Source organism: Amycolatopsis sp. NPDC031561 (genome assembly GCF_055580625.1).
In genome coordinates this window covers 109,550-123,596 of sequence record NZ_JBVILA010000005.1, presented here as the reverse complement: position 1 = coordinate 123,596, position 14,047 = coordinate 109,550, and the positions used below count along the sequence as shown (strand labels likewise).

Below are 14,047 nucleotides of genomic sequence, written 5' to 3'. Positions count from 1 at the left end.
CGCCGAGGGGCGGACTCAGCACGGAAATTCCCCCGGGAAACCCCCGCGAAACCAGAAAGGCCCCCTCCCACACTGGGAGAGGGCCTTTCTCACGAAATCGTTTAGAAAGCGGCCTCGGAGATGTCCATGAGGCTGTTGTCCGCGGCCTCGACGATCGCCCGGCGCGACGTCAGCTCCGGCAGCACGCTCTTCGCGAAGAACGACGCCACGGCGATCTTGCCCTCGTAGAACGGGGTGTCCTTCGCCGACGCGCCCGCGTCGAGCTTGCCGATGGCGACCTCGGCGTGCCTGATGAGCCGCCAGCCGATGAGCAGGTCGCCGACCGACATCAGCAGGCGGACCGTGTGCTGGCCGACCTTGTTGATGTTCTGCGGGTCTTCCTGCGACGTGGTCAGGTAGCCGATCAGCGAGCCGAGCATGCCCTGGGTGTCCTCGAGCGCCTGCTTGAGCAGACCGCGCTCGTTCTTGAGCCGCCCGTTGCCGATCTCCGACTCGATGGTCTTCGTGATCTCCCCCGCGAGGTAGGCCAGCGAAGCGCCCTTGTCGCGGACGATCTTGCGGAAGAAGAAGTCCAGCGACTGGATGGCCGTGGTGCCTTCGTACAGCGAGTCGATCTTCGCGTCGCGGATGTACTGCTCGATCGGGTAGTCCTGCAGGAAGCCCGACCCGCCGAGGGTCTGCAGCGACTGCACGAGCTGCTCGGTCGCGCGCTCCGAGCCGACGCCCTTGACGATCGGCAGCAGCAGGTCGTTGACGCCGTGCGCGATCTTCTGGGAGGCCTCGTCGCCCTCGCCGGTCCACACCTGGTCCTGGAACGTCGCGGTGTAGAGGTACACCGAACGCAGGCCCTCGGCGTACGCCTTCTGCAGCATCAGCGAGCGGCGGACGTCCGGGTGGTGGGTGATCGTGACGCGCGGCGCCGTCTTGTTCAGCATGTTCGGCAGGTCGGCGCCCTGGACGCGCTCCTTGGCGTACTCGAGCGCGTTGAGGTAACCGGTCGACAGCGTCGCGATGGCCTTGGTGCCGACCATCATGCGGGCGTACTCGATGACCTGGAACATCTGCGCGATGCCGTCGTGCACCTCGCCGAGCAGCCAGCCCTTGGCGGGGGTGCCGTGCTGGCCGAAAGTCAGCTCACAGGTGGTGGAGGCCTTGATGCCCATCTTGTGCTCGACGTTGGTGACGTAGGCGCCGTTGCGCTCGCCCAGCTCACCGGTCTCGCCGTCGAAGTGGAACTTCGGCACGAGGAACAGCGACAGGCCCTTGGTGCCGGCCTTGGTCTCGATGCCGGGGCCCTCGGGACGGGCCAGCACCAGGTGCATGATGTTCTCGACCATGTCGTTCTCGGCCGAGGTGATGAACCGCTTCACGCCGTCGATGTGCCAGGAGCCGTCCTCCTGCTTGACGGCCTTGGCGCGGCCCGCGCCGACGTCGGAACCGGCGTCGGGCTCGGTGAGCACCATCGTCGCGCCCCAGCCGCGATCGATCATGATCTGCGCCCAGTGCTTCTGCTCTTCGGTGCCGTTCTTGTCGACGATCCCGGCGAAGCTCGGGCCCGCCATGTACATGAACAGCGGCGCGTTGGCGCCGAGGATCAGCTCGGCCGCGGCCCACTGCACGGTCGGGGGCAGGCCGAAGCCGCCCAGCTCGTTCGGCAGGCCCAGCCGCCACCATTCGCCGTCCATCAGCGCCTGGTAGCTCTTCTTGAACGACTCGGGGATCTTCACCGAGAAGGTCTTCGGGTCGTACACCGGCGGGTTGCGGTCCGCGTCGGCGTACGAGTCGGCGAGGGGACCGGAAGCGAGCTTGTTCAGCTCGGTCAGCACGCCGCGCGCGGTCTCCTCGTCGGATTCCGCGAGGACGCCTTTGCCGAGGCGGTCCTGTACGCCGAGGACCTCGAAGAGGTTGAACTCCAGGTCTCGGACGTTGCTCTTGTAGTGGCCCATTTCGTCACTCCAATGTGTTCGGCTCCCCGGCCGGGCACACGTCCCCTACTCGCCGGTAACTTCAGGATATTACCTGTGGGTAACCGGCGGCAAGTGAATGGCCACTGTTGTGATGTGTAAATCAGCAATACAGGGGGTCTCAGCGGGGTGACGGCGCGATCGAAGGAGCGGGCGTGGCGTCCGCCGGGCTGTGCGCGTCATCCGGATGCGTGACCAGGATGCCGGACCGGAACGCGATGGTGACCGCGTGTGTCCGGTCGCGGGCGGAAAGCTTGCGCAGGATGCTCTTGACGTGCGTCCGCACGGTTTCCACGGACAGGAACAGGATCTTCGCGATCCCGGAGTTCTCCAGCCCTTCGGCGACCAGCTGAAGGACCTGGTATTCGCGGCGGGACAGCGGCATCAGGCCGCGCGCGGTCGCGGGTTTGGGCGCGTCACCCGGTTTCGGGAGCACGGGCTGGCGCTTCGGCCGCGCTGTCAGCGCGGCCAGCGTCGGGTCGATGTAGCGGCGGTCACTGTGCGCGCGCCGGATCGCCTCGGTCAGATGCCGCCCGTCGGTCGCCCGCGGCACGATCGCGTGCACCCCGGCCGCGATGGCCGCGGCGAGGTACTGCTGCGTGCGGTTGGTGTCCCTGACCAGCGTGATGATGACCAGCGCCGGATCGCCGTTGCTGAGCAGCCGGGACAGGTGGCAGTTCGGGTCGAGCGCCGAATCCAGCACGATGACGTCCGGTTTGAGCTGCTCGCACAGCTGGAGCGCGGCGTGATGACTGGCCGCGTGCCCGAGCCACTGCAGCCCCGGCGTGCGGTGGACCAGCGAACTCAGGCCCTCGCAGAAGATCGGGATCGGATCGACGGCGGCCACGCCGAGGCCCCGTCCGCCTGGTGGCAGTCCGCCAGGCCTCCCGGCCTGCGTTCGGTTCGGCTCGATGCTTCGCGTCACGGACCCCTCCGTTTTCCTGCCCGTCATCCCCGGACGAGAGGACATGAAGTCCATTCGGTGCCCACGGCCCCCCGGCGTGGTCACCCTCGTCAACCGGTCCCCCCTGCGGGACCGGACGGAAATAACACCTCGTAACTATTACGAGTCAGTAGGTCTGCGGACGTGACGCGGTATCCCCCTCATAGATGTATCGCATCGTCGCAGCAAACTCTGCGTACCTGCTGGTTGTGGAACTCTGTCTCGAATGAGCGCGCCGACGGGAGAACTTGGCGCGTTCACTACTCAGAGTGGACTTCGGCGCGGAAGCGGCCGAACTCGTCCCCGAGCGCCGCGGGTGTCCAGTGCGCGTTCAGCCCGCTCGGATTCGGCAGAACCCAGACCTTGGTACCGCCGACCCCGACGATTTCACTGTCCTGCGGGCCGACTTTCGCCTTCGGCAGGCCGAAGGCGGTCCGGAAGGCCGTGATCCCGACCACGGCGAGCCAGCGTGGCCGGTATTCGGCGACCCTCGCGGTGAGGAGCCGTCCGCCTTCGAGGAATTCGTCCTTCGTCAGTTCGTCGGCCCGCGCCGTCGTCCGCGCGACGACGTTCGTGATGCCGAGGCCGAGTTCGAGCAGCTCGTCCTGCTCGCTCGGGTCGAACAGGCGCGGAGTGAAACCGCCGCGATGCAGTGCGGGCCAGAACCGGTTCCCGGGCCTGGCGAAGTGCAGGCCGAGCGCGCCGGAGTAGAGGCCTGGGTTGATCCCGCAGAACAGCACGTCCAGGTCGGGCGCGATGACGTCGTCGAGGGTCTTGCCGTACGCGGCGGCCAGTTCGTCCTTGGTCGGGTTTGTCCTCACGAAGCCAGTTTCCCCGCGTTTAGTCCTCTAGACGCGGTGGTTCGCACTACCAACGACCGCATCTAGAGGACTGAACGCGGCGTGGGCGTGACCCGCGACACCCACTTTCGTCGCAAGGGGTGGCCAACTCAGCACGACATGCGTACTGTTTGTGATCTCGCACACAAGGTCGTCTTCGAGGAGGAGTTTTGCAGCTTTCGCTCGTCCTCGGCCTGGTCGCGTTGATCTTCGTGGTGGCCACCGTGCTGGTGGTCGCGGAAGACCGGCGGGCCGCGCGGCGCGCGGCCCAGCGACGGCAGACGAGACTAGCGAACCTGGGCGAGGTCGATCCGCTCGCGCCGCAACGGCTGCATCTCGACCGCTGAGGGAACTGGCTTCCGCACGAGGCTGAGCAGCAGGGCTCCGGCGATCCAGCCGAGCATCGCGCCACCCGTGTTGTTGAGCAGGTCGTCGACGTCGAAGATCCGGTAGACGTGGGGCGCGGTGCCGAAGTTCGCGGTCAGCTGCGTGATCTCGATCAGCAGCGAAGCGGCGAGACCGATCAGCGTCGTGCCGATCAGGCCGCGCTTCCACAGCGTCCTGGCGAAGAACCCGAGCGGGACGAACAGCAGCACGTTCATGGTGGCCTGCTGGAAGGTCTGGGTGGTGAACCAGTCGGCCATCGGCAGCCCGTGCTTGAGCAGTTCGGTGTGGATGTCGGTGATCCACTGGAACGGATGCAGCTGCACGGTCTGGCTCAGTCGTTTGACGCCGGGCCCGGGCAGCGGCAGGAAGGTCACCGCCAGGGTCATCGTGGCGTAGAGCAGCACGGCGGCCATGGTCAGGACGGGACGAAGGCGCACCCGGCCGCGCGAACGCAGGACGATCAGCTGCGGGATCAGCACCGTCGCCCAGAGCGCGAAGAAGCCGATCAAGCCGTACTGCAGGGCGGTGACCTGTGCGTTCGTCATGACAGTGACGTTATGGATCTCGGAGGCCCCGACACTTCGGTCGAAGGGCCGCGGCGGCCGGGGCCGGATCGGCCAAGTGGCCGACCTTGATCTTGGCCGATCGGCGATATTCGCTCCCCAGGGCGACGGTGGACGTGGGATTCTGCCCGGATGTTGCTCGTTCGACGGCTGACCTCCGAAGACCTCGACGTCTTCCGTGAGATCCGCCTGCGTGCCCTGACGGACACCCCTGAGAACTACGGCTCGATCGCCGCCGCCGAACGGGCTCAGCCCGACGAAGAATGGCTCGCGAGGCTGGCCGGAGACGCCTGGTTCGCCGCTTTCGACGGCGGAAGTCCGGTCGGCCTGGTCGCCGGGCGGGCGCGCGAAGACGGCTGGATCCTCTACTCGATGTGGGTCGCGCCCGACGCCCGCGGCCAAGGGCTGGGCTCGAAACTGATGGGTGAGGTGCGGTCGGCCGCCGAGGACGACGGCGCCCGGGAGGTGTGGCTGCACGTCGCGGAGGACAACGACCGGGCGCGGCGGCTGTATCTGAAACTCGGCTTCATCGCGACAGGGGAACTGGAGCCGATGCCGAACGACGTCACCCGGCGGCGTGAGCGTCTTTATTTGCCTGTTACCGCCGGTAGCAGGTAAATAGCTTAACCTCGCGGGATGGACAACGTCGTCTTCGACCGCGCGGGCAAGGGCGAGCCGCTGGTGCTGATCCACGGGGTCGGCCACCGGCGCCAGGCCTGGTCGCCCGTGCTCCCGCTGCTCACCCCGCACCGCGACGTCATCACCGTCGACCTGCCCGGCTTCGGCGAATCGGCACCGCATTCCGGCGGTTACGGCGTCGAAGCCGCGGTCGAGATGTTCGGAAAGTTCTTCCGCGAACTGGGTCTCGGCAAGCCGCACGTCGCGGGCAACTCGCTCGGCGGGCTGCTCTCGCTCGCGCTCGGGGAAGCGGGTCTCGTCCGCAGCGTGACGGCGTTGTCCCCGGCCGGGCTGTGGACGCCGCGGCAGCAGCGATACGCGCTGAGCATGCTGCGCACCCACCGCCTGCTCGCCGAGCGGATCCCCGAGCACACCGCGCGGCGTCTCGCCGCGACACCGGCGGGCCGGTCGGTGCTGACCGGGATGATCGTCGGCCGTCCGGACCGGCTCACCACGCAGGTCGTCATGGAGGACATCCGCGCGCTCGCGGGCTGCCCCGGCTTCCGGCCGACGCTGGAGCAGGCCCGCGGCGGCTTCCGGTTCGCGGGCGTCGTCGAGGACGTCCCGGTGACCATCGCGTGGGCGCGGCACGACCGCATCCTCGCCCGCCCGAAGGCCGCCGAGCTGCGCCGGATCGCGCCGAAGGCGGAACTGCTGGTCCTTCCGGGCTGCGGGCACGTGCCGATGAACGACGAGCCCGAGCTGGTGGCGCGGGTGCTTCTGAACGGTTCACGCGACATGTGACGTTTGCTTATCGTCCTGCTTTTTCCTCTGGTGAAGGTCAGGTTCGCCAGGCAAACTCCTCCGCCGTGCGCCCCATAACGAAGCTTTCCACCAGGCTGGCCGTCATCACCAGTGCCGCGCTGACCGCGCTGGCCACCGTCGCCGCGCCCGCGTCCGCCGCGCCGGCCACCACCGACGTCCGGATCGTCACGTTCAACGATCTGCACGGCAACCTCGAACCGCCGTCCGGCTCCAGCGGCCGCGTCACGCTGCCCGGTGGCGCGATGGTCAACGCTGGTGGCGCCGCCTACCTCGCGACGCACCTGAAGCGGCTTCGCGGCGAAGCGCGCAACTCCGTCGTGCTTTCGGCAGGTGACAGCATCGGCGCGTCGCCGGTGATCTCGGCGCTGTTCCACGACGAGCCGACCGTCGAACTGCTGAACCTGCTCGGTGTCGAGGCGTCCGTGGTGGGGAACCATGAATTCGACGAGGGCCTCAAGGAGCTCCGCCGGATCCAGAACGGCGGCTGCCACCCGACCGACGGCTGCCAGTTCCGGAAGTCCTTCAAGGGCGCGAACTTCCCGTTCCTCGGGTCCAACGTGTACTACGAGAACGGCTTCCCGGCGTTGCTGCCGTTCAGCATCGAGTTCTCCGGCGGCGTCCCGATCGGTGTCATCGGCGCGACGCTGAAGGACCTGCCGCAGGTCGTCACCCCGGAGGCGATCAAGGGTCTCAAGTTCGGCGAAGAGGTCCAGGCGATCGACCGCACCGCCAAGCTGCTCGACCTCTTCGGCGTCAAGGCGCAGGTCGTGCTGCTGCACCAGGGCGACAACTCCGAGACCGCCGGACCCGACGAATGCAAGGTCAAGCCGGGTGCCGCGACCACGATCGCGCGGCAGGTTTCGTCCAAAGTGGACGCGATCTTCACCGGGCACAGCCACCAGCAGTACAACTGCGTGATCGACGACCCCGCAGGCAACCCGCGCCCGGTGATCCAGGGTGCGTCGTTCGGGCGTCTCCTGTCCGTCGTGGACCTGAAGATCGACCGCCGGACCCGCGACGTCGTGCGCGGCGAGACCAAGGCGCACAACGAGATCGTCACCCGCGACGTCACGCCGGACGCCGACGTGCAGAAGCTGATCGACGAGGCCAAGGCCAAGGCCGCGCCGATCGCGAACAAGGCCGTCGGCACCATCACCGCGGACCTGGTCGCCAAGGGCGCGGCCTCCGGTGAGTCCCCGCTGGGCGACGTCATCGCCGACGCCCAGCTCGAGGCCACGCGGTCGAACGGCGCGCAGATCGCCATGACGAACCCGGGCGGTATCCGCACGGACTTCACCTACGCGTCCTCGCCCGCCGGCGAAGGCGACGGTGTGGTGACCTACGGCGAGGCGTTCGCCGTGCAGCCGTTCGCGAACATCATGCAGACGATCACGCTCACCGGGGCGAACCTGAAGAACGTGCTCGAACAGCAGTGGCAGGCGAACGGGATCGTGCGGACCCTGCAGATCTCGAAGTCGCTGAAGTACTCGTTCTCGGCGTCGGCGGCCCAGGGTTCTCGCATCTCGAACCTGACGCTCGACGGCACGCCGATCGACCCGGCGGCGTCGTACCGCGTTTCGGTGAACAACTTCCTCGCCGCCGGCGGGGACGGCTTCACCGAGTTCACGCAGGGGACCAATCTGTCCGGTGGTCCGGTGGACCTGGACGCGCTGATCGCGTACTTCGCGGCGCACCCTGGCATCGCGCCGCCCGCCGCGGACCGGATCATCGCCCTGCCGTAACCCTCAGGTGTGTCATGAAAGGGGCTTTCAGGACGAAAAATGTCCTGAAAGCCCCTTTCATGACGTCTTCGGGGGTGGATTTGTCAGTGACCCAGGGCACAATGTCCGCCATGACGACCTGGGAAGAAGTCGTGGACCTGGCCGGCAGGCTGCCGGAGGTCGAGGAGTCGACGTCGTATCGCACGCCGTCGCTCAAGGTCGCGGGCAAGAACTTCGCCCGGCTGCGCACCGAGGCCGAGGGCGGGCTGATGCTGCTGTGCGAGCACGCGGAGAAGGAGGCCCTGCTGGCCTCCGGAGACCCCGCGTACTTCACCACGCCTCATTACGACGGCTACGGCGCGATCCTCGTCGACCTCGAGAAGGTCGAGACGGCGCAGTTGCGTGAGCTCATCGAGGAGGCCTGGCGGATGAAGGCACCCGCCAGGCTCACGAAAGGTCTGGGCGACTAGCGGAGTTCCCCTTCGAGCAGGCTCATCAGGTACTCGTCGTGCCACTGGCCGTTCTGGCCGCGGAACGATTGCCGATGCCTGCCGTCCACCTGGAACCCGAGCTTCTTGTAGATGTGGATCGCGGCCTCGTTGTCGACGACGACCCACAGCGCGATCATGTGCAGCCGCATCATCTCGAAGCCGTAGCGGCAGAGCGTGCGCATGGCGTCGGTGCCGTAGCCGCCGCCCCAGTGATCCTTCTCGCCGAGGTAGATGTCGAGTTCGGCGCGGCCCTGTTCCGGGGTGGCGTCCCGCAGGGAGGCGGTGCCGATCAGCGTGCCGACGGCGAGGCTCTCGATCGCGAAGTCCGCCTGCGCGTAGCTGTTGGGCTTCCGCTTGGCGAAGCGCTCGCGGATCTGGGCGAGCGATTCAGGATGGTCCGCCATCATCCAGCGCATGACCTCCGGGTCGTTGTTCCAGCGCCACAGCGTGTCCGCGTCCTCGGGCTCCAGCGGCCGCAGACGGATCAGTTCACCGGTCAGCATCGTCCATCCCCATCGGTATCGGACTTTCCAGACTATTGGGCGACACCCTCGAGCAGCCACCGCTTTACGGGGACTTCTATGAGCACTCGGGCGCCGAACGGCTCGATTTCCCTCCCCGCCGCCCAACCGTCGTACTTCGCCGCGAGTGCCATGAGAACGTCTTCGCGGAGATCCCCTCGATGGACGCGTGCCAGGCCTTCGGCGACCGCGGGGGCGTCGCCGTCCTCGAGGGCGAGGCTGACGCGCTGGTCGTTGCCGACGTTGCGCACTTTCACGTTCCGCTCGCCGCTGCCGATCCAGAAGACGTCGTCGAGATACACGAACCACACCGGCGTGACGTGCGGCGAACCGTCCCGGCGGAGCGTGCACAACCAGACATTGCGCTCCCGCGCGAGGCGTTCGATAAGCGATTGATCACGTTTCACCTGGTCAGCCTGCCCGAAAGCTAGGGTGCCGGGCGTATGAAGGTCCACCAGTACTGCTACTTCGCCTTGAAGAGCGAAACCGTGTCCGCCGGGGAGATCACCGCGCGGCTCGGCATGGCGCCCGACGAGGCCCTGGTACTGGGTTCGCGGTCCGCCGAACATCGGTTGCCGCGGATGCACACGTGGAAGGTGACGCATCGCGGTTCGGGACCGGTCGACGACCAGATAGAGAGCGTGATCGGCAGGCTCGCGCCGGTCCGCCCGGGGATCAGGAAGCTGGTGGACGAGGGTGTGAGCGCGGTGCTGCAGGTGGTGCGCTACTTCCATCACCGGGACGGTGACGAGGAATTCGGCTGGCACCTCTCGCCGGCCGTGCTCGCGTTCCTCACCGAAGCCGCCGCCGCACTGGACGTCGACGAGTACGACCTCAGCGAATGAGCTTCCGCTGAGCCGGTGCGCGGCGGGAACTCCGGAGATGGTGGGATGGTGCCCCACAGCCGGACAACCCCGTTGGGAGCCCAGCATGTCGAGCGAGAACTGGCCGCTGCGTCAGGATCCGGAGTCGCCGGTCATCATCTCCCGGTCGCTGGTGGAGGACCCGTCGAATCTCGCGTTCGTCGTGCTCGACGACGACGGTGACTGGTTCATCAGCGACGGCAACGAGTTCTCCGAGGACATGGAACTCAACCGCGACGCTTTCGGCGCGCTGCCTCTGAAGGACGCTGTCGACCTCATCCCCGAAATCGCCGCCCTCGCCGTCCTCCCCACCGGCATGGCCGCCGACTGGGACCCGGAACGGCGCGCTTGGCTGCTGAGCTCGGTCGCCGACTCGGATGACGACGACGAAGACCTCCTCGTACGCGCCGCCCGCCTCGCCGCGTGGACGCATCCGGGCTCGCCGCTGGAAGAAGTCCAGGTGAGCACCGAACTCGCCGAGATCTCCACCGACCCCGCCGCCCCGGTCCGCGCCGTGCGCCAGGTCGTGCGCGAGGCCGACGGCAGCTGGCTGCTCGTCGGTTTCCAGGTGCCGGAGGACGAGGATTTCGAGGTCGAAGCCCTGGAGATGGAGCACGCCGTCACGCTCTACCCGGACGTCGCCCTGGTCCTGAGCGCCGCACCCGGCCAGGTCTACGACCGTCCGAGCGCCGACGCGCCGTGGGAACTCGTCGAGGGCTAGGCGAAGTCGCAGTACATGACGTGCAGCCCGATGCGCCCCAGCGTCGGGTGCTCGAACGCGCCCGGCACCGTTCCGACGATCTCGAACCCGAGCCGCTCGTAGATCCGGATCCCGGCCACGTTCGACTCGGCGACCGCGTTGAACTGCATCCCCGCGAAACCCTGTTCCCTGGCCCAATCCAGGGCGTCCGCGCACAGCGCACCGCCGATACCCTTGCCGCGAACGTCCTTGTCGACCATGAAACTGGCCGTCGACACATGTGATCCGGGTCCGCCGCGGTTCGGGCTCATCTTTGCCGTGCCGAGCACCCTGCCGCCCTCGACCGCGACCACCGTCCGGCCCGGCGGCGTCTCGACCCAGGTCTTGCGAGCGTCTTCCTCGGTGAGGTCCGGGTCGTAGGTGTACGTGTCCGCCGCGCGCACTACTTCGCGCACGATCGGCCACACCTGACCCCAGTCGTCGTCGGTGAACCCCCGGATCTCCATGTCCCGCACGCTACCCGTAACAACCACTCCGCCTCACCCGACTTTCTTGCGACCCGAGGAGTTCGGATGGCCGAGTACGAGATCGTCTGCACCGTCCAGACCGGCTGCGCCACCGGTGGCCACATCCTGGCCGTCGGCCGCGGCGACGATGTGCTGCGGGTCGACGACGTCTACACGTCGATGGACAACGGCGATCGGTACTTCACCGACGCCGACGGCCGCAAAGCCTATGTGCGGAAATGGGCATGCACCTGCGGTGTCGGCACGCTGAAGTCCGCGGCCGACGCGACCTTGCGGAACAACCTGGACAGTTTGCCGCTCTGCGGCTAAAAACCGTTCCGGCGGTTCCGAAACCACCGCCAGGCGAAGCCTGAGCCCAAGAGCAGCCCGGCACCCGTCAAACCCGCGCCGATCCAGATCTCTGTCGTGCCGGACTTCCGCTCGACCCGCGCTCCGGGCGGCAATTCAGCCGTGATCCCCTCGACCCTGCCCTGGATCGCACGCTGATCGAAGACGCTCAGATCGCCGTCCTCCAGCAACGTGGTCAGCCAGCGGCGCACCTCATCGTTCTGCTCTTGAGAGAAACCGGGGAATTCGATCGAGGACGTCCGGAACCCTCCAGGACCGATGCATCTCAGCGGCTCGCCTGAGGAGGCGTCGAGGTACTGCCCGATCGTCTCGCATTCGTCGCCCGCCTTGGCGAAAACGACGGTGTACGGCCCCGGGCCGCTGCCCGCGTTGAGGCCGACGAGGAGGAAGATCACGCCGACCATCAGGAGCGGAAGTATCAGCGACCCCGCCAGGAGGGGCAGCAAGGCCGCCGCGGTGCTGTCGCTCGATTTTCTCCGCACGGTGCAGAAGGTAGTGGGGACAGTGGGGAGGGGTCCCCAACCGAGTGGTTCGCGAATGACCGGTGGCGTGGACGATTGCGGCCAGGGCCGCCCGGTCACGAATTCAGCGGCGGGTCCGGTGGTTCTGGCCGAGTTAGATAAGGCGTTTCCGGAACCCTGCACGGACTAGGCGACCGTAAGCTTCTTCGACGTTGACCGGAACTTCCTGCTGGACCGCGAAGCCGCGTTCGGCGTAGACGGTGATCCGTTGGGTGTCACCGACGAGCATGTTGACGACCCGGTCCACGTCGCCGATGCTCTCGATGTAGTCATCCAGCGGCAATGGCCGGGAAGCGCAGATAACGTCGACCTCGGGCCAGAGCTTCTTGCAAGTCGCATAAGCGCGCCGCTGTTGATATGGCCGGGAAACAAGAACAACCGACCCGACCGCGATGCCGCGTGACTCCAGTAGTCGCCGCGTGAGCGTGATGTTGTCCCCGGTGTTCCGCGCTTCGGGCTCGATCAGGATCGCGTCGTCCGGCACGCCCAACTCAAGCGTGTGTTCGCGGTAGTGCACCGCTTCGCCGCGCGGGAACCGCTCAACGGTGGTCGGCGCGTTGGCTCCGGTGAAGACGATGAGCGGGAACATCCCGGTCTGAAACAACTCCGCGGTGTAAGTCGCGACGCCGAGGTCATGGCTGCCGAGTCCGATCCCGACGTCGGAGGGCCGGGGTGCGTGGTGCATGTCGTGGTAGTCCCAGAGCGTCTGGACGTCGGTGCGGAGATCATCCGGCAGGGTCTCGGTCATCAGGGGACTCCCCGGACAAAGCGAAAGCCCCAGGTCCTAAGTGGACATCCACTGACCTGGGGCTTCGCGTGAGAGCGGATGACGGGAATCGAACCCGCGTATTCAGCTTGGGAAGCTGATGTTCTACCATTGAACTACATCCGCAGTGCTCGGCCAGCATACATGGTCCGGATCTCTCCCTGCCAAGACCCCGCCCACCTTGACGTCGCCACCTTCAAGTGACAACACTTGTTGTCTACATCGGAGGTGATCCGGATGGGCGAGAGGCTGCCTGACCCCGAGCTGTTCCGGCAAGGCGGGTTCCGGGTCGCGTCGAGGTTGTTCATCGAGGGCGACATCAGGGGTGACGAGCGCCAGGTGGCCCGGTTGCGGAAGTTCGCGCAGCGGGAGGATCCGGCGGCCGACGTGCTGGTGCCGCTGCTGCGAAAGGGCGCCCAAGGGCAGTTCGAACAGGCGCTCCGGCAAGGCATCGACAGCGTCGAGGAGCCGCCGGAGGAGCTCGAAGCCTTCTTCCGCAACGTCGAGGCGACGCCGTACTGGGTCGACCCGGATCGCCTCGACCGTGGGGCGCGGGCGATCACGCGTGCCGGGTTGCTCGGCCTCTTCCCGCTCGGTGACGTTTCGCTGATGGGCGGGTATCTCGCGTCGCGCGCGACGAAGTCGCTCGTCGGTACCGGTGAGATCGAGTACAAGGCGGCGCAGCGTCTCGTCGAGACGGCGACCTGGTGGATTCACGTGACCACGCCGGGCGCGCTGGTGCTCGGCGGGCGCGGGTACGAGTCCGCGTTGCGGGTGCGGGTGGTGCACGCGCACGTCCGCGCGGCCATGAATCGCCGCAAGGACTGGGATTACGCCGCCTGGGACAGGCCGGTCAATCAGGTCCAGACCGCGGGCACGCTCCTGCTCTTCTCCCTCGTCTACGTCTTCGGCACGCAACTGCTCGGGCTCCGCTACAGCGACCGCGAGCGCGCCGACATCCTGCACCTTTGGCGTTACGTCGGCTGGTTGATGGGAGTCGACGAGGAACTCCTGCCCGCCGGCGAGGAAGACGCCTGGCGTCTGCTGTGGCTGCTCGCCACCACCGAGTTCATCCCCGACGACGACTCCAAGCGGCTCGCCGCGGCGCTCATGAAGTCCCACGCCGGGATCGGTGACGGCCGCGGCGCGCTCGGCAAGGTCCTCGCCCACGTGTCGGTCGCGGGGCACGGGGCGATCAGCAGGCTTCTCCTCGGCAAGTCCAACGCCGACTTCCTGGAGCTGCCCGACGATCTGATCGCGCAGGCGGCCGTGGTCGCGGTGGCGGGAGTCAACTTCGCCGCCGAGACGGTCCGGCGGGTGGTGCCTGGGGCGACGGCCCTCCAGGAACTGATCGGAGCGGCCGGGCGGCGCCATTACCTCCGGCAGGTCACCAAGGTCTTCCGGCTCGACCCCACCTACGGCAGGCACATGAAGGCCGCTTGACTACGCT

18 protein-coding genes and 1 tRNA gene are annotated in these 14,047 nt (G+C 67.3%); 9 read left to right on the top strand and 10 right to left on the bottom strand.

Going from position 1 to position 14,047, the window contains the following annotated elements:
• Positions 1–101: 101 nt before the first annotated feature.
• The 3 genes from ACZ5IK_RS14605 to mug form a co-directional block, all read right to left on the bottom strand.
• The gene (locus tag ACZ5IK_RS14605; RefSeq protein ID WP_465488127.1) at positions 102–1,946 is read right to left on the bottom strand and encodes an acyl-CoA dehydrogenase; all 1,845 of its coding nucleotides are present in this window, start codon (positions 1,944–1,946) and stop codon (positions 102–104) included.
• 139 nt (positions 1,947–2,085) lie between these two features.
• Entirely contained in the window at positions 2,086–2,889 is an 804-nt protein-coding gene (locus ACZ5IK_RS14600) for a response regulator transcription factor (protein WP_465488126.1), read from the bottom strand.
• 278 nt (positions 2,890–3,167) lie between these two features.
• Positions 3,168–3,728 (bottom strand): G/U mismatch-specific DNA glycosylase, encoded by a 561-nt coding sequence (gene mug, locus ACZ5IK_RS14595; protein WP_465488125.1) that lies wholly within the window; start codon positions 3,726–3,728, stop codon positions 3,168–3,170.
• 188 nt (positions 3,729–3,916) lie between these two features.
• Between mug and ACZ5IK_RS14590 the strand changes: the two genes are divergently transcribed.
• Entirely contained in the window at positions 3,917–4,093 is a 177-nt protein-coding gene (locus ACZ5IK_RS14590; RefSeq protein WP_465488124.1) for a hypothetical protein, read from the top strand.
• Here ACZ5IK_RS14590 and ACZ5IK_RS14585 read toward each other — a convergent pair.
• On the bottom strand, positions 4,034–4,678 hold the full coding sequence (locus ACZ5IK_RS14585; RefSeq protein ID WP_465488123.1) for a VanZ family protein: 645 nt from the start codon (positions 4,676–4,678) through the stop codon (positions 4,034–4,036). The genes ACZ5IK_RS14590 and ACZ5IK_RS14585 overlap by 60 nt on opposite strands.
• A gap of 150 nt (positions 4,679–4,828) precedes the next feature.
• Between ACZ5IK_RS14585 and ACZ5IK_RS14580 the strand changes: the two genes are divergently transcribed.
• From ACZ5IK_RS14580 to ACZ5IK_RS14565, 4 genes are all read left to right on the top strand, one after another.
• On the top strand, positions 4,829–5,314 hold the full coding sequence (locus ACZ5IK_RS14580) for a GNAT family N-acetyltransferase (protein WP_465488122.1): 486 nt from the start codon (positions 4,829–4,831) through the stop codon (positions 5,312–5,314).
• A gap of 18 nt (positions 5,315–5,332) precedes the next feature.
• Positions 5,333–6,118 (top strand): alpha/beta fold hydrolase, encoded by a 786-nt coding sequence (locus tag ACZ5IK_RS14575; RefSeq protein WP_465488121.1) that lies wholly within the window; start codon positions 5,333–5,335, stop codon positions 6,116–6,118.
• A 74-nt stretch (positions 6,119–6,192) separates the two neighbouring features.
• Positions 6,193–7,881 (top strand): bifunctional metallophosphatase/5'-nucleotidase, encoded by a 1,689-nt coding sequence (locus ACZ5IK_RS14570; RefSeq protein ID WP_465488322.1) that lies wholly within the window; start codon positions 6,193–6,195, stop codon positions 7,879–7,881.
• Between the two features lie 110 nt (positions 7,882–7,991).
• Entirely contained in the window at positions 7,992–8,330 is a 339-nt protein-coding gene (locus ACZ5IK_RS14565) for an MmcQ/YjbR family DNA-binding protein (protein ID WP_465488120.1), read from the top strand.
• On the opposite strand, the gene ACZ5IK_RS14560 is transcribed toward ACZ5IK_RS14565, so the two are convergent.
• Complete coding sequence (locus ACZ5IK_RS14560) at positions 8,327–8,854, bottom strand: GNAT family N-acetyltransferase (protein WP_465488119.1); 528 nt, start codon at positions 8,852–8,854, stop codon at positions 8,327–8,329. The two genes, ACZ5IK_RS14565 and ACZ5IK_RS14560, sit on opposite strands and share 4 nt — an antisense overlap.
• Positions 8,855–8,886: 32 nt before the next feature.
• The gene (locus ACZ5IK_RS14555; protein WP_465488118.1) at positions 8,887–9,279 is read right to left on the bottom strand and encodes a pyridoxamine 5'-phosphate oxidase family protein; all 393 of its coding nucleotides are present in this window, start codon (positions 9,277–9,279) and stop codon (positions 8,887–8,889) included.
• A gap of 36 nt (positions 9,280–9,315) precedes the next feature.
• On the opposite strand from ACZ5IK_RS14555, the gene ACZ5IK_RS14550 reads away from it, so the two are divergent.
• Both ACZ5IK_RS14550 and ACZ5IK_RS14545 read left to right on the top strand, forming a co-directional pair.
• A complete protein-coding gene (locus ACZ5IK_RS14550; protein WP_101611414.1) occupies positions 9,316–9,717 on the top strand; it encodes a DUF4279 domain-containing protein in 402 nt (133 codons plus the stop codon).
• Between the two features lie 85 nt (positions 9,718–9,802).
• Positions 9,803–10,456 (top strand): hypothetical protein, encoded by a 654-nt coding sequence (locus tag ACZ5IK_RS14545; protein WP_465488117.1) that lies wholly within the window; start codon positions 9,803–9,805, stop codon positions 10,454–10,456.
• Here the strand turns inward: ACZ5IK_RS14545 and ACZ5IK_RS14540 are convergent.
• Positions 10,453–10,941: a GNAT family N-acetyltransferase gene (locus tag ACZ5IK_RS14540; protein WP_465488116.1), complete on the bottom strand. Its 489-nt coding sequence runs from the start codon at positions 10,939–10,941 to the stop codon at positions 10,453–10,455. The genes ACZ5IK_RS14545 and ACZ5IK_RS14540 overlap by 4 nt on opposite strands.
• A gap of 66 nt (positions 10,942–11,007) precedes the next feature.
• Between ACZ5IK_RS14540 and ACZ5IK_RS14535 the strand changes: the two genes are divergently transcribed.
• Positions 11,008–11,271 (top strand): hypothetical protein, encoded by a 264-nt coding sequence (locus ACZ5IK_RS14535; RefSeq protein WP_465488115.1) that lies wholly within the window; start codon positions 11,008–11,010, stop codon positions 11,269–11,271.
• On the opposite strand, the gene ACZ5IK_RS14530 is transcribed toward ACZ5IK_RS14535, so the two are convergent.
• The 3 genes from ACZ5IK_RS14530 to ACZ5IK_RS14520 all read right to left on the bottom strand — a co-directional run bounded on the left by ACZ5IK_RS14530 (position 11,268) and on the right by ACZ5IK_RS14520 (position 12,723).
• Positions 11,268–11,792 carry a hypothetical protein gene (locus ACZ5IK_RS14530; RefSeq protein WP_465488114.1) on the bottom strand — a complete coding sequence of 175 codons (525 nt, stop codon included), beginning with the start codon at positions 11,790–11,792 and terminating at the stop codon, positions 11,268–11,270. The two genes, ACZ5IK_RS14535 and ACZ5IK_RS14530, sit on opposite strands and share 4 nt — an antisense overlap.
• Positions 11,793–11,925: 133 nt before the next feature.
• A complete protein-coding gene (locus tag ACZ5IK_RS14525) occupies positions 11,926–12,579 on the bottom strand; it encodes a YdcF family protein (RefSeq protein ID WP_465488113.1) in 654 nt (217 codons plus the stop codon).
• A gap of 73 nt (positions 12,580–12,652) precedes the next feature.
• Positions 12,653–12,723 (bottom strand) — tRNA-Gly (locus ACZ5IK_RS14520).
• Between the two features lie 111 nt (positions 12,724–12,834).
• On the opposite strand from ACZ5IK_RS14520, the gene ACZ5IK_RS14515 reads away from it, so the two are divergent.
• Positions 12,835–14,040: an oxygenase MpaB family protein gene (locus tag ACZ5IK_RS14515; protein ID WP_465488112.1), complete on the top strand. Its 1,206-nt coding sequence runs from the start codon at positions 12,835–12,837 to the stop codon at positions 14,038–14,040.
• Positions 14,041–14,047: the final 7 nt, after the last annotated feature.